Below are 22,126 nucleotides of genomic sequence, written 5' to 3'. Positions count from 1 at the left end.
AAATAGGGGCTCTTTTTTATTAGGTACTAAAATACAATTTCAAACTCATTTGTATGACAAAACAGATAATCCTTCATTCAATACCGGGATGCAATAACTAATTTTATTTCTTTCGGCGTCGCTCACATTTTTATAAAGACAACCTCTATCAATATGGGAGCGTAAATTTGATTTAAGTAGGTCACAAAGTTCATAAACCCAATCTTAAATACCTATTTAGAGCTACTCATTTCGGAGCTGTTAAAATATACACGCATCGTTATGAAAATCAAATTATTAACAATGGATATACAAATATTAACAACTGTAATTTTATTTTACTGAAGCGATTCAGTTTGCATTTTTTATTTTAATAATGAGCTAGCCTTGCTCGGAAAAATATATAAACAAGGTTGATAAATATAGTCAGGAATAGAAATGCACGGATATTTAATGTTTGCTATTGCACTCTCTCCTTTGCTCCTTATGGTATTTTTGATTCTGAAACTGAAGATGCCTGTTCATTATTCAGTACTGATATCACTGGCATTTACAGCTGTTTTATCTGTCCTGTTCTGGGACATGCCAATACAGAATCTGAAAGCCTCAGTGGGTTATGGCGCACTCAAAGGATTATGGCCGATCGTGATTGTGATCCTCGGTGCAATATTCAGTTATAACGTCATGCAGGCAACCAAAGCTCTGGATATTCTCCGCGATATTCTCGCCAGTATTAGCGAAGATAAGCGTATCCAGGTGCTCCTTATTTCATGGTGTTTTGGTGGTTTTCTTGAGGCTGCTGCCGGCTACGGTACTGCGGTCGCCATTCCTATTGGTATCCTCATCGCGTTGGGATTCAACCCACTGAAAGCCGCAATTGCTTCACTGGTTGCCAATACGGTGCCTACAGCGTTTGGGGCGGTTGGTATTCCGGTTTCAATCCTCGCCGAGCAGGTTAACCTGTCTGTTTACACCTTAGGTGGAACAATTATTCTGCAATTAGCGATTTTTAATCTCCTGCTGCCCTTTGTCATTATTTGTATTATTGGCGGCGGCATGAAAGCGATTCGCGGCGTATTCCTTATCACACTGCTATGTGGCATCGCGACACTTATTCCGCAATACTTTGTTGCCATCCATCTTGGTGCCGAATTGCCTGCTTTTGCTGGCAGCCTGGCTAGCCTTTTCGCTGTCGCGATTGCCAGCCGTCTGCGCAAAGGTGAAGTAGACCCAGAGTGGCGTATTGCAGCCAGCCATACCCGTGAAATGGCACCACGTTCGGCAAAGGTGCTGTTCCGGGTCGGTTCTATTTACCTGTTTATTTTTGTCTTTATTCTGCTGTGCTCACCGTTATTCCCAACGATAAAAGCAGCAGCATCTAAGCTGGCTTCAGTGCTACACTTTTCACTGGTCGATGGCGGGACCTTAGCGTTAAAAATAGAATGGCTCACAACGCCTGGAATGTTGATTATCTTTGCAACTATTCTCGGTGGTTTTATTCAGGGGGCATCAGCACGCGGTATGCTGGAAGTATTTATCAAAACCGTATTCCAGCTTAAAAATTCTATTATTGCGATTATGGCCATTGTCGCCATGGCAACAGTTATGGATCTCAGCGGCATTATTTCTACGCTGGCTCGGTCAATTGTCGATCTCACCGGAAGTTCATACGTCTTCCTCGCGCCGGTCATTGGTGCGCTGGGTACTTTTGTCACAGGCAGCGATACTAACTCGAATATTTTGTTTGGCAAACTGCAAACTATTGCAGCCAGTAAGTTGCATATCGATCCCAATTGGCTGGCGGCAGCGAATACTTCCGGTGCCACGGGAGGGAAAATGATTTCACCACAAAGTATTGCCATTGCCATTTCTGCCACAAAAATGGAAGGGCAAGCCAATCAAATAATGTCTGGCACTATGAAGTACTGCTGTGCCTACATCGCAATACTCGGCTTAAAAGTAGGTCTCTTTTACTTCTGGTTTATGCGATAAAGTGGTTTTCTTAACCATATGCTTTTATATGGATAAGGATGCACGCAACGATTAAGTAACAGAAATCTTGCCTTTAGAATGCCAGGATGTTCTTTATTTCTACCAGAACATCCTGCTGTTTTTCACCGCTACGCTGAGTATGACATGCTCTATTTTTATAACGGGTAATCTTATCCATACTTCGTTTATAAGCTAACCCCCTGAAGCTGTCTGACTCTTTCCCGATATTCTCCAGGAGTACAGCCAAACTCACGAACAAATGCCTTGTGAAAGGATGATTCACTGGCATAGCCTACTGACTCAGCGATCACCACGACGGGGAGCGTTTCCCTGGAAAACCGCTGAGCCGCTATTTGTAGCCGCAACTTTGTTAATACAGCCAGTGGCGTGGTTCCAGAAACATCACGAAAAAGTTGGGCAAAACTTGCCCTGGACATGTGAACGATGCTGGCCAGCGATTCGACTGTCCAGGGATGACCAGGCATTTCCAGCATTTGCTGAATCACCGCACCAAGGCGCGGATGAAGCAACAAACTAAGGATATTTTTCTCCGTATTAGCCTGTACGATCCATCCACGCACGGCGAGTGTAAAGAGTGTGGCGCATACCTGGCTGCACAGAGCATCCGCTCCCGGCATTGCCGCTCTTGATTCCTGTTGTAGAAAAGGAATCGCCTCCCTCAGCCAGTTAAACTCCACGCTGTCACTTTCCGGTGCCAAAAACAGAGCTTCCGGCAAAGAGGTTAAAAAATAACGCGCCGAACGTTGCAGCCGAAGAGTGCCGCACACAATACAGGTCGATTCATTTTCAATGTGACTCAGGCGATGAGCTGAATTTTGTGGTAGCAGAACCACATTCCCAGGGCGCAATGTAAAGGTCTGCCCCGCCGGCATTTCCAGTTTCGCCGAACCTTGTGTTAACACATGCCAACGAATAACCGATAGTTCCCCCGCAACATGTGGAAGCTGCCAGTCACTTCCTAACTCGCAATTTTTATCGATCGTTCCTTGTGGAGCGTTAAGCATCAACAAACGGCTAAGGGCATCCATATCAGACTCCTGAGTAGTTTTTTGATTATAGACAGCAATAATCTTATATAAGCCTTAAGCCAATATCATCAATTAGTTAATCATCATCGTTATATTGTGACTCTGATTAAAAAACAACGAACATCAGACGATAAGACAAAATATCAAGCGTTGTGAAGAAGTGTTATTTACGAATTTACGTCTATAGTCATTACGTCAAATGAATACGTTTCGACAGGAAATTATCATGAATAAATATCAGGCAGTTATTATTGGTTTTGGTAAGGCAGGAAAAACATTAGCCGTCACGCTGGCTAAAGCGGGTTGGCGTGTGGCTCTCATAGAACAATCGAATGCAATGTATGGCGGGACATGTATTAATATCGGCTGCATCCCAACCAAAACATTGGTTCATGATGCACAACAGCACACAGATTTTTCCCATGCCATGCAGCGTAAAGATGAAGTCGTCAATTTTTTACGCAATAAGAATTTCCATAATCTTGCGGATATGCCCAATATCGACGTGATCGTCGGGCAAGCGGAGTTTATCAATAATCATATTCTGCGTATTCATCGACCTGAGGGAAATCTGGAGATTCATGGTGAGAAAATTTTTATTAATACCGGCGCACAAACTGTTGTTCCGCCAGTTCAAGGAATAACCACGACACCTGGCGTCTATGACAGTACCGGATTACTTAACCTGAAGGAATTACCCGAACATTTGGGCATTTTAGGCGGGGGATATATTGGCGTTGAGTTCGCCTCTATGCTCGCTAATTTTGGCAGTAAGGTGACTATTTTTGAAGCAGCGCCTCTATTTTTACCTCGGGAAGATCGGGATATTGCTGATAATATCGCAACTATTTTACGTGAGCAGGGAGTGGATATTATCCTCAACGCCCATGTGCAGCGTATCAGCCACGATAAAAATAAAGTACAAGTGCATACCGGACACGCTCAACTGGCGGTGGATGTCCTGTTAATTGCTTCCGGTCGCCAGCCTGCTACCGCCTCGTTAAAACCAGAAAATGCCGGGGTTGCGGTGAACGAGCGCGGGGCAATTGTCGTTGACAAGCGATTACATACCACCGCAGACAATATTTGGGCGATGGGAGATGTTACCGGCGGGCTGCAGTTTACTTATATTTCACTGGATGATTACCGCATTGTGCGCGATGAGTTACTGGGAGAAGGCAAACGTAATACTGATGATCGGAAAAATGTGCCTTATTCCGTATTCATGACTCCTCCACTGTCTCGGGTTGGTATGACAGAAGAACAAGCCAGAGAGTGTGGTGCAGATATTCAGGTGGTTACATTGCCTGTAGCGGCAATTCCACGCGCCAGAGTGATGAACGATACCCGTGGGGTATTAAAAGCGATTATCGATAATAAAACCCAGCGCATATTAGGGGCATCACTGCTATGTGTTGACTCCCACGAGATGATCAATATTGTGAAAATGGCGATGGATGCCGGATTGCCTTATAGCGTATTACGCGATCAGATTTTTACTCATCCGTCGATGAGCGAATCACTCAATGATCTATTTTCATTAGTCAAATAAACCCAAAATCAGACGCCAGGACAAATCTTCTGGCGTCTCAGAGAAAACAACTTTATTAATTTTTGCTTATTCTATAACTTCTTAATCACTCCATTGATGGTATTTTATATGTTTAAAAAAACTGTTTTATTTGCAACGCTATTATCTGGCGTTATGGCTTTTTCCACCAATGCAGATGACAAAATAGTCCTGAAACATGTCAGCGTCTCGTCAGTATCAGCCTCACCGACCGTTCTTGAGGATGCCATTGCTGATATCGCCAGAAAACATGACGCATCATCATGGAAAATCACCTCCATGCGGATTGATAACAACTCAACCGCGACGGCAGTATTGTATAAATAAGGATGTTGATAATGGAAAAATACCTGCACCTGTTAAGTCGGGGAGATAAAATTGGCCTGACATTGATTCGTCTGAGTATTGCGATTGTTTTTATGTGGATTGGGTTATTAAAGTTTGTCCCTTACGAGGCCGACAGCATTACACCATTCGTCGCGAACAGTCCGCTAATGTCGTTCTTCTATGAACATCCAGAAGAATATAAACAGTATCTGACTCACGAAGGCGAATATAAACCGGAAGCCCGGACATGGCAAATTGCTAATAATACCTATGGTTTTTCCAATGGCCTTGGCGTCGTGGAGGTGATGATTGCTCTGCTGGTGTTGGCAAATCCTGTTAACCGGTGGTTGGGTTTATTGGGTGCATTAATGTCATTTGCCACACCGCTGGTAACACTCTCATTTTTAATCACCACTCCTGAAGCCTGGGTGCCGGCTCTGGGGGATGCTCATCATGGTTTTCCTTATTTATCGGGAGCCGGTCGTCTGGTGTTGAAAGATACCCTGATGCTGGCTGGCGCAGTCATGATAATGGCTGATTCGGCTCGGGAAATCCTTAAGCAACGAAGTAATGAGTCGTGTTCAGATTTTAAAATTTAACTCTTTATAATCAGAACAGAATCTGTTGTTTAATTTTTCAGGCGTCAGTTTTCCCTTTGTACAGGTAAGACTGACGCTATTTTTATGCTCAATGTTTCCTTGTTTAAGGTTGGGGCTTACCATATCTCTCACGCTAACATATAAACAGATATCTTTTTTCCGCAATGAGAGGCAGAGAGTGGCACGAGAAAATCTTAATGATTTAATGACATTCATCGTTGTTGCGCGTGAAAAGAGTTTCACCAGGGCTGCTGCTCAATTGGGGATATCACAATCGGCTTTGAGTCACAGTATGCGCACCCTTGAATCTCGTCTGGGTATGAAACTCCTCACGCGCACCACCCGCAGCATATCGCTAACGGATGTAGGGCAATCAATGCTTGATGAGCTGGGGCCTTATATTGATGGGATTCAGGGAACATTGCAGCAACTAAAAGATCTCAATAAGAAGCCTGCTGGAACCGTTCGAATATCCACATCCGATTATGCTATCAGGTCAGTCATCTGGCCAAAACTTGAGCCATTACTAAAAGAATATCCGGATATAAATCTGGAATTAATTGATGATTATACTTTAACGGATATTGTATCTGGTCGATTCGATGCAGGAACTCGCCTGGGAGAACAGATATCCAGCGGTATGATCTCTGTACGTATTGGTCCCGACGTGCGCTTTGCTGTTGTCGGTTCGCCAGCATATTTTTCTCAGCACCCTTTGCCAAAGCATCCAGATGACCTTATTAGTCATAACTGCATTAATCTTCGTTTTCCAACGCATGGCAATCTGTATGCGTGGGAGTTTGAAAAAGAAGGAAAAAGCCTGAATGTCAAAGTCAGCGGTCAACTGGTGTTTAGCCGTATCTATCAAAATTTGCAGGCGGCGTTAGAGGGCTACGGCCTGGCGCATGTTCCACGCGATATTGCGGAAAAATACATCGCCAGCGGCGAACTGATCAGTGTACTTGAAGACTGGTGTCCTTATTGGGATGGTTATTATATTTATTACCCGGAAAACAGAAATCACTCAAAAGCATTCCAGCTGGTTGTTGATGCGCTACGCCATCATAAAAAAAACTGAACATCAGGCAAACAAAAGCCAGGGCTATTGCAAGACTCTGGCTTTTTAATATAAAAATGTCTGTTAGTGCTCAGCGCAAATTCCTGCTCTCAAACACATTTTTGGTTCCATTATTGAAAACCTTTCTTGTGAGTTGCTGGAAAATATACAGCAGCTCTGCGCTGAATTATTCCGTTACTCAGCATTCAGTGAAGCCATGTCAATAACAAAACGATGTGCCATATCCCCTTTTGCAAGGCGAGCAAATGCATCGTTTATCTGATCAATATTGATCATTTCACATTCGGGATAAATATTATGCTTCGCGCAGAAATCCAGCACTTCCTGTGTTTCTGCAATACCGCCGATGAGTGAGCCAGCAACACGGCGACGCCCCATAATCAGAGGGATCGTTGACGGTTCTTCCATTGGCCCAACCTGTCCAACAATAACTAATGAACCATCAATATCTAACAATGGGGTGTAGATATTCAGGTCGTGTTTAACGGGAACCGTATCGATAATCAAATCGAATGCACAGGCTGACATCTGTAATGCCTCTGGGTCTGAAGACGGCAGAATGCCTTTTGCACCGAGCAATTTTGCGTCTGCTTCTTTGCTTTTAGTCCGGCTAATCACAGTAACGTCAGCCCCCATCGCGACAGCCAGTTTCACAGCCATATGACCTAAACCGCCTAACCCAATAACGCCCACACGGCTGCCAGGACCAACATTCCAGGTACGTAATGGTGAGAACGTGGTAATTCCGGCACAGAGAATCGGCGCAGTTTTGGCTAAATCCATATTTTCAGGGATCCGCAGTACAAATTCTTCACGTACCACAATATGTTTGGAGTAGCCTCCCTGAGTAATTTCGCCGCTAATCCGATCCTTAGCACCGTAGGTTGGCGTCATCCCGTGGCGGCAATACTGTTCTTCACCTTGTTCACACTGGTCGCAATGCATACAGCTATCGACCATACAGCCAACGGCAACATGATCGCCTACTTGATATTTTTTAACCCCCTGCCCCACTGCTCTCACGATACCGACAATTTCGTGCCCCGGAATTAACGGATAAGGCTGAGGCCCCCAGTCACCATTAACTGTATGTAAATCTGAGTGACAAACGCCACAATAAAGAATTTCGATGGCAATATCATTGTCACGTAACTCACGACGTTTAAAATGATAAGGAACCAGTTTTGCATCGGAAGAGAGTGCGGCATAACCGATAGTTTTCATAAAGTGCCTCTTCATTATGAAATGATTGATAATTTAAGAATCATATTCTTAAATCGCTGGTTAAAACCCATATTGTCTGAATTTGCTATTTTATAAAACAAAGCCTGTAAGATCAGATAAAAACGTCATCATCCAAATAATATAGCTCAACAAATACTAAAATCAGTCATGTATTTTTACGCCAAGACAACCACGAACAAATTCTGGATTAAAATGTTTTACGGATTCACCAACATAGCCTAAATCAAGCGAGCTAATTTGCTCCATTTCTGCCTCTGTCAGTGAAAAATCCCAAATGGCGAAGTTCTCTTCAATACGCTGTTGATGAGTTGATTTCGGGATAACGACCACGCCACGTTGAATATTCCAGCGCAATATCACCTGAGAAATCGTTTTTTGGTGGGCATCAGCAATACTCTGAAGCATTTTGTTTTCAAACGGCTTATGTCTTCCGCCGCCTAACGGAGCCCAGGCTTCAGGTTGCACATTATAGTGTTTCATGGTTGCCAGCGCCTCTGGTTGTGCAAAATAGGGATGCAGCTCAACCTGGTTCACCATTGGCTTTATTCTGACTGTCTCACAAAAATTTGCTAATACATGAGGATAGAAATTGGAAACACCAATCGCTTTCAGTTTGCCCTCGTCATAAGCCGCTTCCAGGGCTCGCCACGCACTGAAATAATCACGCATCGCCTGGTGCAATAAATAGAGGTCAAAATATTCAAGTCCCGATTTTTTTAACGATGCTTCAATTCCTGCTTTTGCCGTATCCTGATTAACCATATCCTGCACCCACAGTTTTGAAGTAATAAATAACTCCTCACGAGTACAGAATCCTTCCGAAATAGCTTCACGAACGGCATCACCGACAGCATCTTCATTACCGTATACCGCAGCCGTGTCGATAAGACGATAACCTGTTCGGATAGCACTCAACACCGACTGTTTACACTCTTCTTTATCGGTAACCTGAAAAACCCCAAAACCGATCATCGGCATTTTAAGATTGTTACTTAATACAGAGAATTCCACAGTAAGCACCTCCATCATGTATGAATCATTATTCTAAGTTAAAATACGACTCTCGATTAGTATGTAAATCTCGATTTCACTTATGCAAATAATTCATCAATAAAATAGACCTGCACGATAACAGTGCTACTCACCAGCATTAAGGCAGATTAATGAATTTTGTTCATAGCCCCTGACAAATCTCGCCGTCTAATTGAATAACTCTCTTTACGGTATGCTTTCCATAAACAATAACGGAAGGATAACACCATGCAAACTGTAAGACTGAACAACGGTATTGAAATGCCCTTGCTGGGTTTTGGTGTATTTCAGATGACCGATGCCACCGAATGCGAAAGAGCGGTCATTGACGCTATTGATACTGGTTATCGACTGATTGACACCGCCGCCTCATATCAGAATGAAACTCAGGTCGGGAATGCGCTGAAACAAAGCGGTATTGCGCGTAACGAACTCTTTGTCACAACGAAACTCTGGTTGCAGGATACCAGTTACGAAGGAGCCAAAGCCCAGTTCGAACGCTCTCTGAATCGGCTGCAACTTGATTACGTTGACCTGTATTTGATTCATCAGCCTTACGGCGATGTCCACGGAGCCTGGCGTGCCATGGAAGAGCTGCACCAGGCCGGTAAAATTCGCGCGATTGGCGTCAGTAACTTCCACCCTGACCGACTGGCTGACCTTATCGCCTTTAATAAAGTGGTTCCTGCGGTCAATCAGATTGAAGTTAACCCCTTCAACCAGCAACTTCATGCCGTTCCGTGGATGCAAAGCCGTGGCATTCAGCCAGAAGCCTGGGCACCGTTTGCGGAAGGTAAAAATGGTCTGTTCCAGCATCCCCTGTTAACGGCAATTGGCGAGAAGTATGGCAAAAGCGTGGGCCAGGTTGTTCTGCGCTGGATCTACCAACGAGGCATTGTTTCACTGGCAAAATCAGTGCGCAAAGAACGCATGGAAGAGAACATCAACATTCTAGATTTTGAACTCAGTCCTGAAGATATGCTGCAAATTACTGCCCTGGATACCGCAACCAGCGCGTTCTTCTCTCACCGCGACCCGGCGATGGTGGAATGGCTGGCTGGCCGCAAACTTGATGTTTAAGCCGCGATAAAAGAGGTATTCATTCAATGCAAAAACGTTATCTGGGTAAATCCGGGCTAGATGTCTCCGCTCTTGGGCTAGGTTGTATGGGCTTAAGCCACGGCTACGGCCCGGCAACAGATACCCGTCAGGCTGTCGAACTCATTCGTGCTGCGGTTGAACGCGGCGTCACCTTCTTCGATACCGCCGAAGTGTATGGTCCGTATCTGAATGAAGAAGTGGTCGGTGAAGCCTTAAAACCGTTTCGTGACCGCGTGGTGATTGCGACTAAATTTGGTTTTACCTTCGGCGATGATAATAAGCAGCAGATTCTAAACAGCCGCCCGGAACATATCCGTGAAGCCGTTGAAGGATCATTACGCCGCCTTAAGACGGATGTTATTGACCTGCTGTATCAACACCGTGTCGATCCGGATGTCCCGATTGAAGATGTTGCAGGAACGGTAAAAGACCTAATCGCAGAAGGTAAGGTCAAACATTTCGGCTTGTCAGAAGCGGGGGCACAAACCATTCGTCGTGCCCATGCAGTACAACCAGTCACCGCCCTGCAAAGCGAATATTCCATGTGGTGGCGTGAACCTGAACAGGAAATCCTGCCGTTGCTGGAGGAACTGGGGATTGGTTTTGTACCATTCAGCCCACTAGGTAAAGGTTTCCTGACAGGGGCGATTAAGCCGGGAACAACTTTCGGTAAGGATGATTACCGTAGCACCGTACCGCGTTTCGCTGCACAAGCCATTGAAGCTAATGAAAAACTGGTCACTTTGTTAGGTGAACTGGCTGCGGAGAAAGGGGTAACCTCTGCACAAATCGCACTGGCATGGCTGTTAGCACAAAAGCCGTGGATTGTACCCATCCCTGGCACCACTAAACTGCACCGGCTGGAGGAAAACCTGGCCGCTGTCAACATCGTTCTTTCGCAGAATGATACGCAGCAGATAACCCAGGCACTGGAAACGATTAAAATCGTCGGTGAACGTTACTCGCCTGAGCATCAGGCTCGCGTAGGCCGTTAATGCTCAAACGGAGCCACAGTAAAATGCGGCTCCGTTATTCTGCGTAGCGAAGTGCATCGATCATCAGCGCAAAAGCAGGTGGGTGCTGCTTACGGCTTGGATAGTAAAGGTAATATCCGGGAAAAGTTGGACACCACTCCTGTAAAACCTGAATAAGCTCGCCTGACTTTATATGATCCTGAACCGCGTTTTCGGGAACACAGGCGATACCAAATCCTGATAATGCTGCATCAATTCTTTCTGGCAGCAAATTGAACGTCAGTTGCCCATCAACTCTGACCCGTAACGGTTTCCCTTCTCGCTCAAACTCCCAGTGATAAAGTCCACCGGCAGTTGGCAGACGCATATTGATGCAGCGATGATTTTGTAGCTCGTGAGGCGTTCCAGGCGCAGGGTTTGTAGCGAAATAAGACGGTGCCCCCACCACAGCCATTCGCATATCTGGTCCAATCCTCACGGCAATCATATCCTTATCTATACTTTCGCCCAGCCGTACTCCCGCATCAAAGCGACCTTCGACAATATCGACAAAACCGTTATCCACCACCAGTTCGACATTGATTTCGGGATACTCTCTGAGAAAGGGTTTTAGCTTCGGCCAGATCAGACTGCGCGCGGCATGTTCCCCGGCAGATAACCGAATATTCCCGGAGGGCGTGCCGTCCCGTTGAATCAGTGATTCCAGTTCCTGTTCAAGTTCGTCAATACGAGGTTCAAGACAGGCGATTATTCTCTCCCCCGCTTCTGTGGGAGCCACGCTGCGAGTCGTTCGGGTTAAGAGGCGGATATTTAACCTTTCCTCCAGAGCCTTAATCGCATGGCTGAGAGCTGACTGAGAAACACCGAGTTTGCCCGCTGCTTTGGTAAAACTTCGCTCCCTTGCCACCACAAGAAAGATTTGCAGTTCGTTGAAGTTTTCTTTGAGCATTAGCGATTTCCTTGTAGAAGCATTCCCTTCAAAACGCACTTATGAAGGGTGTTCATAGATACAATCATTTTAGCTGTATTATATGCTTCCCCTGCGCCAATCAACGCCAGAATTGGTCACTCATGAGAGCAGACGCATCCCCGGATCTGATTTCAGGTGACGTATATCGATGACTTTGCTGTCATGAGTGATGGCTGATGTAATACATATTTTCTAATTTGTGATACACCTCAAAAAATTGGTTGACCAAACTCGTTATCTATATAAGAGGCGCTTATGAGGTGCGCTCTTTTTTAAAGCGAGGAAGTACCAATGAAAGAGAATAAAGTACAGCAAATAAGTCATAAACTGATTAATATTGTTGTTTTTGTTGCAGTTGTAGAATATGCCTATTTATTCCTCCATTTCTACTAATAACGTCATAAAACAATTCACTTACGTGATATTTAAAATATGCTTCCTCTCCCTGCTTTTCAAGCTGTTCAGAGGCGTAAGAAAAAGTGTTGATTATGAATTCGACGGTTTAACAATATCTGTCTGACTGGCAACATAATCATCTGTGATTAATGCTGGTCTATTGATTACGCCAGCATTAACCTCTTAAGGATGTATTATTTCTGCTCATTTACAGACCGCGTAAGAGAGAGTAAATAAAACAGTGACCAATATTATTTTAGCACTGCAAACCGAAGCATCGGTAAAATTAGCAAAACAACTGGCGCAGCAGGTTTGAATAGAGTCATTTGTCAGGCATTCCATTGCCATAACAATGACAATTTTGAATCAATATACATGCATCCTGGTAATATTTTACAAATTATACCATTTGCTTTATGAGGCGTTATTTTTACTGACAGGTGTTAACTTTGCTATCATATAAACTCTGTTCTTAAAAAGCACCCCCAGAATTTCATATGATTTCCCTTGTTTTTCTGCCTGTAGAGAAATCTCTTTCTCAGCACTGCCAATGGTTGAACCGACGGCAGTAATAGTTTTGGCGACGCTACTGAAGGACAATAAAGACAGAGCAGCAATGACAATTAAAGAATATGTAGTATTCATGGTTATTATCCTGATAACTGAGAGCATGAGTTTTTATATGCAAAGGAATTAAACAAGTTTCAGTTTATTCCCTGATAAAATCATTTACTGCAATTAAACCTCTATCTCCCTCGGGGTGAGAATGCATAATTTAATGTATCTTGCTATGCAAGACAGGGGTATATAAACTTTCCTCCCGATATATTTAATAAAACGGGAATGTAAACATTAACGTTATCCTTCAGTTTGCAGACGCAGTGGGTCTGATGGTAATTTCAGTTGTATCAACGCTTTCAGGAGATTCAATAATATGCCTTACTGCGCGGGCTATATCTGCGGGTTGAAGAGCAACAGAACGGTAAGCGTCCATTGCCTTCATGGTTTCCACATGGGTAATGGTTGACGCCAGTTCGCTTTCTACAACGCCAGGATTTACGCAGGTCACGCGTATTTTCGAACTTTCCTGCCGTAAACCATCAGAAATAGCCCGCACAGCAAACTTAGTTGCACAATAGACTGCCCCAGTGGGCACGACAGAAAGAGCACCAATAGAACCAAGATTGATGATCTGACCGGAACCCTGTGCTTCCATCACCGGAAGTACGGCGCCAATTCCCCAAAGCACGCCCTTGATATTCACGTCAATAGTGAGCTCCCATTCATCCTGTTTTCCTGCTGCAAGCGGTGAAAGCGGCATAACACCCGCATTATTAATAAGGACATCAACCCGGCCCCAGCTATCCAGCGCAGCTTGCACAAAGCCGCTCATGGACTGTCGGTCTGTGACATCCAACTCCCGCGCTTTAGCAATACCGCCTGCGCGACAGATTTCTGCTGCAATGGCTTCGATCCGCTCAAGTCTGCGTGCTCCCAGTAAAACCTTCGCACCTGTCGTTCCCAACTCTCTGGCAATACCTTCCCCAATACCACTTGATGCACCGGTGATTAATATGACCTTATCCATTACGTTCTCCTTCAAATGTGTTCGGAGAGATAATAGAACTTTATGATTGGTTCCAGTATCCTGCTTTCAATGTACTCAGTGGTTAGCAGCATTAAACAATGAAAATCGATCTTAATCTTTTACCCATTTTTATCGCGGTAGCAGAAGAGAGTAATTTCAGTAAAGCCGCCGCACGGCTGGGCGTTACCCGTTCAGCGGTCAGTCAGGGAATAAGACGGCTTGAGGATACTTTCGGAACCATGCTTGTAATGCGGACCACGCGCTCAGTTAATTTGACGGAAGCAGGAGAACGGCTGCACAAATCACTGTCATTACCTTTATCCGGTATTGAGGCGGCGTTCGAAGAAATGGTTTCTGACCATATGCCACGTGGACTTCTCAGAATCGCGGTGACGTCGATAGCTGAAGAATTTCTTTCAGGTCCGCTACTCGCTTCGTTTGCAGCCGCCAATCCAGCCGTTACGCTTGATATTGTTGTCACGGATGAGGAATTCGATATCGTAGCCGCAGGTTACGATGCTGGCGTAAGGCTCGGAGAAGTCATTGAAAAAGATATGATTGCTGTTCCCCTTACCGCCAGGCAACGTGAAATGGTGGTTGCCTCTCCCTCCTATCTCGCAGCCAACAGCATACCTGTTCATCCGCGTGAACTTGTGAATCATAAGTGTATCGGCTGGCGTCAATCCCCGGATGTTGCGCCCTATCGCTGGCCATTTGAAGAAAACGGGAGAGCTTTCGACCTTGCGATTGAACCGCAGATTACAACGAATGATCTGCGTCTGATGTTAAAGCTGGCTCTTGCCGGCGGAGGCATAACAATTGCCACTCAGGAAACTTTCAGGCCGTATATTGAAAGTGGTAAGCTCGTATCTCTGCTCGATGACTTTCTTCCACAATTCCCTGGCTTCTATCTGTATTTCCCTCAGCGTCGCAATATTGCACCAAAGCTCCGCGCTCTGATTGACCACGTCAAGGAATGGCGACAACAATTGGCTTAAATATCTGCACCTGTACTGCCTCATGTTAGAGCAGTATTTTGATAAATTGTGTGAGTTGCAATTTGATATGTCCGAGTCTCGTCATGTTGCTGTACCGAACAGTGCCCCAATGACCAGGCGTCATGGGTTACGGATGATAAATAAAGACATTTTTACTCACCTGCCGCTTTCGTCTACAGACAGCACGAACATCATCAACCTTGAATGACAACAAATAGATATGCAGCGCGGGTAGCATGAATAAACCCTGAAGATCGTAAATCAAACTGCGCTATTGGACGTAATTATGAGTCGCAATGTCCCAAATACGGCACAAGAGGAGAACGTGGTTTACGTAAATGTGAGGTAACTTATTGATTTAAATGGTGCCGATAATAGGAGTAAAACACTCGATTAATCTCGTGTTAATGCCATCACCTGCGACCATTACTAATTGATTGAATCTTATAGAAAAAATCATCATTTTCTATGCGTTACAATCAATTTTCACATTACAAACGCTCCGACACTTTAGCCGGGGAGTTTATGAGATACAAGCCCAATCAATACATAATCTGTGATTCTTACGGTAACTACTATTTAAGGATCACGCTGCCTGTGTATATGCAGCCCTTTTTTGAAGGAAAAAGGACGTTTGTCAGGAGTCTGCATACAAGTAACCTTCGTGTTGCACGTAGAAAGCGTGATCAGATTGCAGATGAATACCATTGCTTACGCGAGAGTGTCGCTCCTGTAAACAGCACAATAGAGAACACGCTGGAGCTGTTACGCAGTAAGGCTAAATACGCCAAAACAGCTACCAGAATGCAAGATACAGCGTATTCGTGTCCGTCATTGCTTAAAATTCTTGAAATCTACCTGACAATTAACAGCACGAAGAAGAAGCCAGCCACTTTAGCTAAGGCAAGAAAAGCGGTAGAGATGTTTCTCTCCTACCGTAAAAAGCCTGATATTGCATTGCAAGATGTGAGCCGCACCACTGTTACAGGCTGGATTGAACACATGCAAAAAACCCTTTCACAACAATCAATTGCAAATTATATCAGCCCAATGGCCCAGCTATGGGAGTTAGCTTCATCACGTTACCACGATGCGCCAGAAAGGGCGCTCTCCCCCTGGCGAGGGCATAGGCTTGATGTGGCACAAAGTAGAGAGAGCTACGAGGCATTTTCTAACAAAGAGCTATTGCAGGTGTTGCAAGTATTTTCCGGTAATTCAGCAGAAAACAAAGAAATGATGGCTTTGTGTCTTATCGGTTTATATACAGGTATGCGGATCAATGAGATAGCAAGTCTCACAATAGACGATGTGAAAGAGATCGAAGGTGTGCTGTGTTTTGAAATCACACAGGGAAAAACGAAAGCTGCGGCACGTGTTGTGCCTGTGCATAGCCTTATCACTCCGTTGGTGTTGTCGCTGCGTGAAAAGCCTCATAATGGCTTTTTGTTCTATCACGCCAGCATTACAGAGCGTGCTGATGGTAAACGCTCTACGTGGCACACGCAGAGATTTACAAGAGCTAAACGAAAGGCTTTAGGGGAAAAGGGAACAGAAAGGAAGGTGTTTCATTCTCTGAGACACGGAGTAGCACAGCTTCTTGATCGAAATCAAATTCCAGAAGACAGGATCGCCCTTCTCCTGGGCCATACACGCGGTAATACAGAGACATTCCGCACATATAGCAAGAATGCAGCTTCTCCAGTAGAGCTTAAAAACTATATTGAGCTTCTACGCTACCCTGAAATAGAGAAAGGCTTATCAATCAATAAAAAATCAAATTTAAGGCGTAAAACAACGCCATAGACGCAATAAAGAGGCTTCAACATAGATTGGTAGCCTCTTTTACAATTACATCGTTACAGAGCGTTTTAGAGGCATTTACGGCTATTCCTGTTTAAAGGCAGGAGTAATAGTGTCTTCACCTTCACTACTTGATTTTTCAGTGTTAACACGTTTTTTCATATTAGCCCCGATGTTCTTAGATGGCTGTGTTTTGATAGCTACAGTGTTTACAGTGCCATAAGAAACTAATCTGATTTGTTCAAAGCTAAGATCAAATACCAGAGATTCGCTTGCCTCTTCTGTGTATTCGATGCCTGTTAAAACAACGTTCTCAAAAGTTTTATTTTCTGTAACAAGAAGAAAAGGCTGTCTACTGTCCATAATCTGATTCAGGTAGTCGATAGCTAATGATCTTCTGTTCCCGTTCACCCCTGCACTCTTTAACAAGCCAGGATCGCTTTTAATCGGTGTTTCAGTGATCCTTCCTTTAAGAGAAAACTTATTGTTTTTAATTTGAACGTGATCAGACACAGTAGCACCATTTTCTACGGGGTAGCTTGTAACATCTGCCGAACGTCTCACGTTCACATCGTCAACACTGTCAAAGGCCAGTGCCATATAATTTTCATAAACGTCATTGCCAGAAGATGCCAGCCCACTGGTAACAATAGCAAAACCATTCTCCCCTTTCACAGTAGAGGCAGAGTTATTTGTGTTTTTTGTAGAGTTTATATCTTGTTCTGCTTTGTAAACAGCCTGAACGTGTTGTTCTGGGGAGTTTGCTGCACGTATGGTTAAAATCCCGGCGGTCGCCATAATAATAAATTTCCTTGTAATGTTATGGCGGGAATTACCCGCCGTTGGATTGTCCTGATAAGCTGGTTAATGTTAATGATTTCAAGAAGCTATCCCGACTTGCTCTCGCTGTAAAATCCACATAATCGCTTAATCTTGATGTGTCTGAATTAATAGTAAGAGGAACTTCTGTTACCACTTCAAATGTAGGATTCAGATTAAACACAGGAGATAAATTATAAGCCGGAGTTGTCATTGCAAGATTATTTAAAGCACCCTGTTTGAGATTGGTTATCGGTGCTTCGCTGACTGACATTTTTACATCTGACACAGAAGAAGCATTATCATCGAAAAGCAATCCCTTAATAGTGTTAAAGAGAGAATGACTATTATCAGGTGTAGTTGTTGCAGTGCCAGCGCCTTTATATTGGTCAGGAACGAGATTAGAAAGATGCTGTTTCATTCCATCATTGCTTAATGGCGGTGCATCACCTAAATTTTTCTGAACAGCATCTGTCTTATCATCATTACGATTAAACCAGTTTACAATCTTCATAATAGCTTCAAAGAGACTTCCTGTAGCTTCTCCCAGCTTTGTAAAATACGGAGTGAGATTAGAAAGGTTTTTCATAAACTCTTCCGTTACTTTTGGATCAAGAGATTTCATAAAGCCGTCTACAAATGCTACTTGCCTTGCATCAGAAAGCTGTGAAAGCTGTCTGTTTAGTTCTCTGAATTTAACGATAGATTCTTGCTGTGTTTCTGTTAGCCATTTTCCAGAGGCTTTTTGCTGATTAATACTTTCTTGTACATCTTTAACGGAACGTTGCCAATATTTTGACGTAAGCATCAAATCATCGCCCAGGTCTTCTAAACGTTGTCCAATTTGGGAGTCTGAAAACCCTTTTTTCATCATTCCATTAACAGCCTTAGAAATTAATCCGGCTGGATTATCAGCAAATTTTTTAAGGTCGCTTTTGTTAATAACACCGATGTTTAGAAGTTCATTAATAGCGTTATCACCGCCTTTCCATTCAGATTTTCCGGTTTTCTTGTCTTTCACCAATTCAGCTTCACTGTAGGATTTTGCGGCACGTTCCCTAACATCTTTCATCTGATCCAGGTATTTCCTAGCCCCTTGATCTCCCATCATAGAGTCAACGCCGTTTCTATACGCCCATTCTGTAATATTATACATCTGGTTAACGTCTACACCGCCAAGCCTTGCACGTTGGATTAATTCTCCTTGTGTCTCTGCGTTAGCGAAGCTATTAGCCATAAATTCAGCGGTTTTGCTTACAGCCATCACGCCAGCAGCAGCCGTAGCGCCTCCAAATAACAGAGCGCCCATAGTGGCGGAATTCCCTGATCCTCCCTTAACGGGGGCTAATTGAGCTTTTCTGTTGCCATTAATCTTACGTTGTTGCTGTTGTAGGCGTTTCATTTGGCTGTTCATACGTGCAAGCGAGATAGCCCCTTGCTCATATTGTTTTGCTATCTCTCTAGCCTGTGCAATAGCTTTATATTGTTCCGCTACAGAAAGGCGGTGCATTGCACTGATAGAGCTTGACACATCAAGGAGTTTTAATTCTGCTTTCTCTTTACGTGCTGCTATTTGTGCCTGTTGCCTTGCCTGTGCTCTTGCTGCGGCAGCTTGTGCTCTTTGATTCTGTTTTTCTGCTTTAGCTTTCTGTTGAGCAATCTTGTCTACTTCACTTTGTGCTTTCTTATAGCCTTTAGTGACAGTATCAAATCTTAATTTAGCTGGCTTGATATTCTCTGCGAATTCCTTTAAGCCTGTAATAGAGTCTTTCGCTTTTTTTAAGCTGTCTTTATCTACACTAAATGTTACTGTGTTCTTAATTTTAGAAGTGTTAATTTCTAACATTTAAAATCCCCTTATTAATCATTTACCACCTTCTTTACTTAAGAAATGGTGTAGAGCCTGATCAATACTCTCGTTTAATCTGAACATACGGGCTTTTACGCCTTCATAGGGAACATCCAAGAGAGAACATAGATATTTCAGATTTAACAAGCCTCTAGAATCATTAGCATCTAAATGTACGTGTACACCATTTTTTGATTTCAAAATCACTTCCATATTTTAATCACCTCTCAAAATTTAAAAATAAATAAATAAAAAAAGGCGAAGCGTGAATACACGCCACGCCTCTAATACACGTTAAAATATTATTTAACAGTGATTTGAACGGAGAAGCCAACGCCGTGGTTTACAACCATCTGGCTATTCTCTGTAACAACGTTAACAGCATCACCACGAGAAGATTCATAGCTATAGCTATACACCTCAGCAGGAGCGGCATTAATCAGTTCAAAGGTGCTGGAAGCTGCCCCGTAGATGTTCTGATATACGTTAGAGCCTTTAGCAAACTTAGGAACCGCTACAGCGTCTGCGGTCATATGTGCAAGATGTAGCGGATCTACCAGTTTAACAACATCAATGTTAGTTCCTGGAATAGTGAACGCTGTCACCCCTGGCAGCAGGTCACGACGCTGATACACAACGTTCCCCTCTTCCAGTGGGCTTACATACTGGAATGCGTTTGCCATACCCGCAGAGAATCGAATTGCAGAGAAGGCTTCCGGCTTACAGAAAACAACAATACGCTCTACAGCAGCCGCCTGGCTTTGTGCTTTCTCGATAATGTCAGTAGCAATCTGATCAAATTCTTTAAAAATCTTCGTGGTGTCAGTGCTGGAAGCGTTCACAGTGGCTTTCATAGCTGATACGTTAAACAGCTTGCCCCACTCAATTAACACATCATCAGTTTTAGGCGTGTAAGTTTTGCCAGAGAACAAAGAAGCCGCCAGCACGCTCTCTTTAGTGCGCTGATACGCTACGTGGTGTTTAGCGATATATTCCGCATAAATATCAGTGAGTGTTTCCTGAAAATCAGTGCCAGGCTTACGCTTGCCTTGAACATCAGAAGGACGGATCACATCTTCACGCAGGAAGTAAGGGATTTCAATCAGCCATTCTTTACCTTGTTCTCGCTTAGTAACGTTGTGTTCAGAAGAGAAACGAGAGGTTTCTTTGTTAAAGAGAGATTCGTTGCTTTCGACAAGCTGGGAAACAGCTACTTTATGAGAACTAACGCCCACCGGATCAGTAAAATCAAGAGTAGAAAGCAGATAATTTCTAGTGCTATGCGCAGAGAACAAAGGAGCTAAATCAACGTAATCATTACCTAGAATCATTTATTATTATTCCTTTTATTAAGAAGTGAAAACCGTATTAAAGCCTTCAAGCTGAAAGCCTTTTTTAATTAATGCTGTTTTTGCTGCTTCACTTACAGCATTCAGCGCATCAGCTTTGATGCATACAAGCCCAGCATTGCTACGTAAAACATCTACAGGCTTGTTTTCTCCAGCCGTTACAAATTCACTCATAACAACATAGATATCATCTCCTGATTCATATTTAGCGCCCGTGCTGGTGATCAAGTCGCCGCATTCAACATCAGCAGGAAGAGAAGCAAAAACCTTGTTTTCTACAGAGGCAAACGGATCAGTACAATAACTTACAATATCTGTGAAAGTCTTTCGATTTCGACCTGGAAACAGAGTGTCTAAATCAATAATCATTTAGTAATCTCCTTAGCTTTTAATTTGATTAATTCATTAAGGGAAGGTGTAGACGGAGAAGAAGGAGAAAAATATTTTTCAACACTTCGTTCCACTTCTTCGACAGAACACCCAGCGTATTTAGCTACCATTTCGGTAATTTGTGGATTAATTTTCAGCATTTCATCTTTATACTTGATGATTTGCTCTTTATCATTTAAGAACAACATTTATATAAACCTTGTTACCTTGTTTAAAGTAAGAAATACAACTTTTAAGTTGCATAACGGGCAAAATAAAAGGCAGCATTTAAAGCCGCCTTTTATTAACTCATACCTATGTAATTACCCTATGTTATGCATACTCCAAGATGTATGCATAACAAAGGAAAAAAGAGGTAATAATGACACTTAAGGAGGAGGAGAAGCGGGGAGCGGAGATTTACTCCCCTTTAATGACAGGAAGAATTTTTAATATCGAACCAATAAAGGAAAAATAATCACCCCTATATAATTATATTAACATACAATAGATGAAATGTCAAGATATTTTACAACTTTTTTGTTGCTTTTTTTATTCTTCTGTGATAGTAGCGCCTAAGCGTTGAGCTAGTTCAACAAGTCCGTCTCCTACATAGCGAACGTCCGAGTAAATACCTTCTATCCAGTTTGATAGCTCCCATATCTGATCCGCTGTCAGATATGCGTTCTCACTCTTACAGAGCATCTCTACACGCTTAGAGAGGTGCTCAAAGGCATTCACAGCTAAATCCCAGTGTTTAAACGCCTCATTTAGTGCCGCTGGCGTGTTTTCTTTGTATGCTTCAAGTTCAGCGCGGTTTAAAGGCAGGAGGTAATCATCCTCATAATAATTAATTAGTGAATAAATTGTGTCATACGTGTTTTTGTTCATATTAAAAGTCTCCATAGTGATCAGCATTATCTAAAATTTGGTCAGGAACTAAATTATTTAGGCCATTGGTGGCGAGATAACCGACGTAGTGATTATTGGATTTGCCCCTATATTTCCAGACACCTGTTATCACTTAACCCATTACTGGCCT

23 protein-coding genes are annotated in these 22,126 nt (G+C 43.4%); 10 read left to right on the top strand and 13 right to left on the bottom strand.

Features of this window, described 5'->3' with window-relative positions:
- The first annotated feature begins 417 nt into the window (after nucleotides 1-417).
- The gene (locus tag BEG40_RS19070) at nucleotides 418-1,971 is read left to right on the top strand and encodes an L-lactate permease (protein WP_105285943.1); all 1,554 of its coding nucleotides are present in this window, start codon (nucleotides 418-420) and stop codon (nucleotides 1,969-1,971) included.
- Nucleotides 1,972-2,156: 185 nt separating this feature from the next.
- On the opposite strand, the gene rclR is transcribed toward BEG40_RS19070, so the two are convergent.
- Entirely contained in the window at nucleotides 2,157-3,020 is an 864-nt protein-coding gene (gene rclR / locus BEG40_RS19065) for a reactive chlorine-specific transcriptional regulator RclR (protein ID WP_105285942.1), read from the bottom strand.
- Nucleotides 3,021-3,246: 226 nt separating this feature from the next.
- Between rclR and rclA the strand changes: the two genes are divergently transcribed.
- From rclA to BEG40_RS19045, 4 genes are all read left to right on the top strand, one after another.
- Entirely contained in the window at nucleotides 3,247-4,572 is a 1,326-nt protein-coding gene (rclA, locus tag BEG40_RS19060; protein ID WP_105285941.1) for a reactive chlorine resistance oxidoreductase RclA, read from the top strand.
- Between the two features lie 108 nt (nucleotides 4,573-4,680).
- Nucleotides 4,681-4,917, top strand: a complete 237-nt coding sequence (gene rclB / locus BEG40_RS19055; RefSeq protein ID WP_000475159.1) for a reactive chlorine resistance periplasmic protein RclB — start codon at nucleotides 4,681-4,683, stop codon at nucleotides 4,915-4,917.
- Nucleotides 4,918-4,928: 11 nt separating this feature from the next.
- Nucleotides 4,929-5,516, top strand: a complete 588-nt coding sequence (rclC, locus tag BEG40_RS19050; protein ID WP_010350402.1) for a reactive chlorine species resistance protein RclC — start codon at nucleotides 4,929-4,931, stop codon at nucleotides 5,514-5,516.
- 178 nt (nucleotides 5,517-5,694) lie between these two features.
- On the top strand, nucleotides 5,695-6,594 hold the full coding sequence (locus tag BEG40_RS19045; RefSeq protein ID WP_105285940.1) for a LysR family transcriptional regulator: 900 nt from the start codon (nucleotides 5,695-5,697) through the stop codon (nucleotides 6,592-6,594).
- Between the two features lie 174 nt (nucleotides 6,595-6,768).
- Here the strand turns inward: BEG40_RS19045 and BEG40_RS19040 are convergent, their stop codons facing one another.
- A complete protein-coding gene (locus BEG40_RS19040) occupies nucleotides 6,769-7,818 on the bottom strand; it encodes an NAD(P)-dependent alcohol dehydrogenase (protein WP_000848743.1) in 1,050 nt (349 codons plus the stop codon).
- A 162-nt stretch (nucleotides 7,819-7,980) separates the two neighbouring features.
- Nucleotides 7,981-8,850: an aldo/keto reductase gene (locus BEG40_RS19035; RefSeq protein WP_123058479.1), complete on the bottom strand. Its 870-nt coding sequence runs from the start codon at nucleotides 8,848-8,850 to the stop codon at nucleotides 7,981-7,983.
- Between the two features lie 249 nt (nucleotides 8,851-9,099).
- On the opposite strand from BEG40_RS19035, the gene BEG40_RS19030 reads away from it, so the two are divergent.
- Both BEG40_RS19030 and BEG40_RS19025 read left to right on the top strand, forming a co-directional pair.
- The gene (locus BEG40_RS19030; RefSeq protein WP_105285939.1) at nucleotides 9,100-9,951 is read left to right on the top strand and encodes an aldo/keto reductase; all 852 of its coding nucleotides are present in this window, start codon (nucleotides 9,100-9,102) and stop codon (nucleotides 9,949-9,951) included.
- 26 nt (nucleotides 9,952-9,977) lie between these two features.
- Complete coding sequence (locus BEG40_RS19025) at nucleotides 9,978-10,967, top strand: aldo/keto reductase (protein WP_021550284.1); 990 nt, start codon at nucleotides 9,978-9,980, stop codon at nucleotides 10,965-10,967.
- 34 nt (nucleotides 10,968-11,001) lie between these two features.
- On the opposite strand, the gene BEG40_RS19020 is transcribed toward BEG40_RS19025, so the two are convergent.
- Nucleotides 11,002-11,895, bottom strand: a complete 894-nt coding sequence (locus BEG40_RS19020) for a LysR family transcriptional regulator (RefSeq protein WP_010344526.1) — start codon at nucleotides 11,893-11,895, stop codon at nucleotides 11,002-11,004.
- Nucleotides 11,896-12,207: 312 nt separating this feature from the next.
- On the opposite strand from BEG40_RS19020, the gene ykgR reads away from it, so the two are divergent.
- Nucleotides 12,208-12,309: a small membrane protein YkgR gene (ykgR, locus tag BEG40_RS19015; RefSeq protein ID WP_000662260.1), complete on the top strand. Its 102-nt coding sequence runs from the start codon at nucleotides 12,208-12,210 to the stop codon at nucleotides 12,307-12,309.
- Nucleotides 12,310-12,726: 417 nt separating this feature from the next.
- On the opposite strand, the gene BEG40_RS19010 is transcribed toward ykgR, so the two are convergent.
- Together BEG40_RS19010 and BEG40_RS19005 are read right to left on the bottom strand one after the other, a co-directional pair.
- A complete protein-coding gene (locus BEG40_RS19010) occupies nucleotides 12,727-12,984 on the bottom strand; it encodes a hypothetical protein (protein WP_105285938.1) in 258 nt (85 codons plus the stop codon).
- A gap of 193 nt (nucleotides 12,985-13,177) precedes the next feature.
- Complete coding sequence (locus BEG40_RS19005; protein WP_105285937.1) at nucleotides 13,178-13,900, bottom strand: SDR family oxidoreductase; 723 nt, start codon at nucleotides 13,898-13,900, stop codon at nucleotides 13,178-13,180.
- 98 nt (nucleotides 13,901-13,998) lie between these two features.
- Here BEG40_RS19005 and BEG40_RS19000 point away from each other — a divergent pair, with 98 nt between their 5' ends.
- Together BEG40_RS19000 and BEG40_RS18990 are read left to right on the top strand one after the other, a co-directional pair.
- Nucleotides 13,999-14,898: a LysR family transcriptional regulator gene (locus tag BEG40_RS19000; protein ID WP_000687186.1), complete on the top strand. Its 900-nt coding sequence runs from the start codon at nucleotides 13,999-14,001 to the stop codon at nucleotides 14,896-14,898.
- A gap of 525 nt (nucleotides 14,899-15,423) precedes the next feature.
- Nucleotides 15,424-16,701 carry a tyrosine-type recombinase/integrase gene (locus tag BEG40_RS18990; RefSeq protein ID WP_195747791.1) on the top strand — a complete coding sequence of 426 codons (1,278 nt, stop codon included), beginning with the start codon at nucleotides 15,424-15,426 and terminating at the stop codon, nucleotides 16,699-16,701.
- Nucleotides 16,702-16,782: 81 nt separating this feature from the next.
- On the opposite strand, the gene BEG40_RS18985 is transcribed toward BEG40_RS18990, so the two are convergent.
- The 7 genes from BEG40_RS18985 to BEG40_RS18955 all read right to left on the bottom strand — a co-directional run bounded on the left by BEG40_RS18985 (nucleotide 16,783) and on the right by BEG40_RS18955 (nucleotide 21,975).
- Nucleotides 16,783-17,496: a phage baseplate protein gene (locus BEG40_RS18985; protein ID WP_085437222.1), complete on the bottom strand. Its 714-nt coding sequence runs from the start codon at nucleotides 17,494-17,496 to the stop codon at nucleotides 16,783-16,785.
- A 34-nt stretch (nucleotides 17,497-17,530) separates the two neighbouring features.
- On the bottom strand, nucleotides 17,531-19,363 hold the full coding sequence (locus BEG40_RS18980; RefSeq protein WP_097290775.1) for a hypothetical protein: 1,833 nt from the start codon (nucleotides 19,361-19,363) through the stop codon (nucleotides 17,531-17,533).
- Between the two features lie 18 nt (nucleotides 19,364-19,381).
- On the bottom strand, nucleotides 19,382-19,579 hold the full coding sequence (locus BEG40_RS18975) for a hypothetical protein (RefSeq protein ID WP_001350140.1): 198 nt from the start codon (nucleotides 19,577-19,579) through the stop codon (nucleotides 19,382-19,384).
- Between the two features lie 89 nt (nucleotides 19,580-19,668).
- On the bottom strand, nucleotides 19,669-20,697 hold the full coding sequence (locus BEG40_RS18970; RefSeq protein WP_001695362.1) for a major capsid protein: 1,029 nt from the start codon (nucleotides 20,695-20,697) through the stop codon (nucleotides 19,669-19,671).
- An 18-nt stretch (nucleotides 20,698-20,715) separates the two neighbouring features.
- Nucleotides 20,716-21,084 carry a hypothetical protein gene (locus BEG40_RS18965; RefSeq protein WP_046076967.1) on the bottom strand — a complete coding sequence of 123 codons (369 nt, stop codon included), beginning with the start codon at nucleotides 21,082-21,084 and terminating at the stop codon, nucleotides 20,716-20,718.
- Complete coding sequence (locus BEG40_RS18960) at nucleotides 21,081-21,293, bottom strand: hypothetical protein (RefSeq protein ID WP_046076966.1); 213 nt, start codon at nucleotides 21,291-21,293, stop codon at nucleotides 21,081-21,083. Before BEG40_RS18960 ends, BEG40_RS18965 begins: the two co-directional genes overlap by 4 nt.
- Nucleotides 21,294-21,636: 343 nt before the next feature.
- Nucleotides 21,637-21,975: a hypothetical protein gene (locus BEG40_RS18955; protein ID WP_046076965.1), complete on the bottom strand. Its 339-nt coding sequence runs from the start codon at nucleotides 21,973-21,975 to the stop codon at nucleotides 21,637-21,639.
- Nucleotides 21,976-22,126 lie beyond the last annotated feature (151 nt).

It is taken from the genome of Escherichia sp. MOD1-EC5495 (assembly GCF_002965965.1).
GTDB classification, from domain to species: domain Bacteria; phylum Pseudomonadota; class Gammaproteobacteria; order Enterobacterales; family Enterobacteriaceae; genus Escherichia; species Escherichia ruysiae.
The sequence above is the reverse complement of the archived record's forward strand: the minus strand, read 5'-3'. Positions and strand labels throughout refer to the sequence as shown.

Bases quoted from the DNA above. Each gene is read 5' to 3' on its own strand.
- BEG40_RS19070 (WP_105285943.1), top strand. From the start codon at position 418: ATGCACGGATATTTAATGTTTGCTATTGCACTCTCTCCTTTGCTCCTT.
- rclR (WP_105285942.1), bottom strand. From the start codon at position 3,020: ATGGATGCCCTTAGCCGTTTGTTGATGCTTAACGCTCCACAAGGAACG.
- rclA (WP_105285941.1), top strand. From the start codon at position 3,247: ATGAATAAATATCAGGCAGTTATTATTGGTTTTGGTAAGGCAGGAAAA.
- rclB (WP_000475159.1), top strand. From the start codon at position 4,681: ATGTTTAAAAAAACTGTTTTATTTGCAACGCTATTATCTGGCGTTATG.
- rclC (WP_010350402.1), top strand. From the start codon at position 4,929: ATGGAAAAATACCTGCACCTGTTAAGTCGGGGAGATAAAATTGGCCTG.
- BEG40_RS19040 (WP_000848743.1), bottom strand. From the start codon at position 7,818: ATGAAAACTATCGGTTATGCCGCACTCTCTTCCGATGCAAAACTGGTT.
- BEG40_RS19030 (WP_105285939.1), top strand. From the start codon at position 9,100: ATGCAAACTGTAAGACTGAACAACGGTATTGAAATGCCCTTGCTGGGT.
- BEG40_RS19025 (WP_021550284.1), top strand. From the start codon at position 9,978: ATGCAAAAACGTTATCTGGGTAAATCCGGGCTAGATGTCTCCGCTCTT.
- BEG40_RS19020 (WP_010344526.1), bottom strand. From the start codon at position 11,895: ATGCTCAAAGAAAACTTCAACGAACTGCAAATCTTTCTTGTGGTGGCA.
- ykgR (WP_000662260.1), top strand. From the start codon at position 12,208: ATGAAAGAGAATAAAGTACAGCAAATAAGTCATAAACTGATTAATATT.
- BEG40_RS19010 (WP_105285938.1), bottom strand. From the start codon at position 12,984: ATGCTCTCAGTTATCAGGATAATAACCATGAATACTACATATTCTTTA.
- BEG40_RS19005 (WP_105285937.1), bottom strand. From the start codon at position 13,900: ATGGATAAGGTCATATTAATCACCGGTGCATCAAGTGGTATTGGGGAA.
- BEG40_RS19000 (WP_000687186.1), top strand. From the start codon at position 13,999: ATGAAAATCGATCTTAATCTTTTACCCATTTTTATCGCGGTAGCAGAA.
- BEG40_RS18990 (WP_195747791.1), top strand. From the start codon at position 15,424: ATGAGATACAAGCCCAATCAATACATAATCTGTGATTCTTACGGTAAC.
- BEG40_RS18985 (WP_085437222.1), bottom strand. From the start codon at position 17,496: ATGGCGACCGCCGGGATTTTAACCATACGTGCAGCAAACTCCCCAGAA.
- BEG40_RS18980 (WP_097290775.1), bottom strand. From the start codon at position 19,363: ATGTTAGAAATTAACACTTCTAAAATTAAGAACACAGTAACATTTAGT.
- BEG40_RS18975 (WP_001350140.1), bottom strand. From the start codon at position 19,579: ATGGAAGTGATTTTGAAATCAAAAAATGGTGTACACGTACATTTAGAT.
- BEG40_RS18970 (WP_001695362.1), bottom strand. From the start codon at position 20,697: ATGATTCTAGGTAATGATTACGTTGATTTAGCTCCTTTGTTCTCTGCG.
- BEG40_RS18965 (WP_046076967.1), bottom strand. From the start codon at position 21,084: ATGATTATTGATTTAGACACTCTGTTTCCAGGTCGAAATCGAAAGACT.
- BEG40_RS18960 (WP_046076966.1), bottom strand. From the start codon at position 21,293: ATGTTGTTCTTAAATGATAAAGAGCAAATCATCAAGTATAAAGATGAA.
- BEG40_RS18955 (WP_046076965.1), bottom strand. From the start codon at position 21,975: ATGAACAAAAACACGTATGACACAATTTATTCACTAATTAATTATTAT.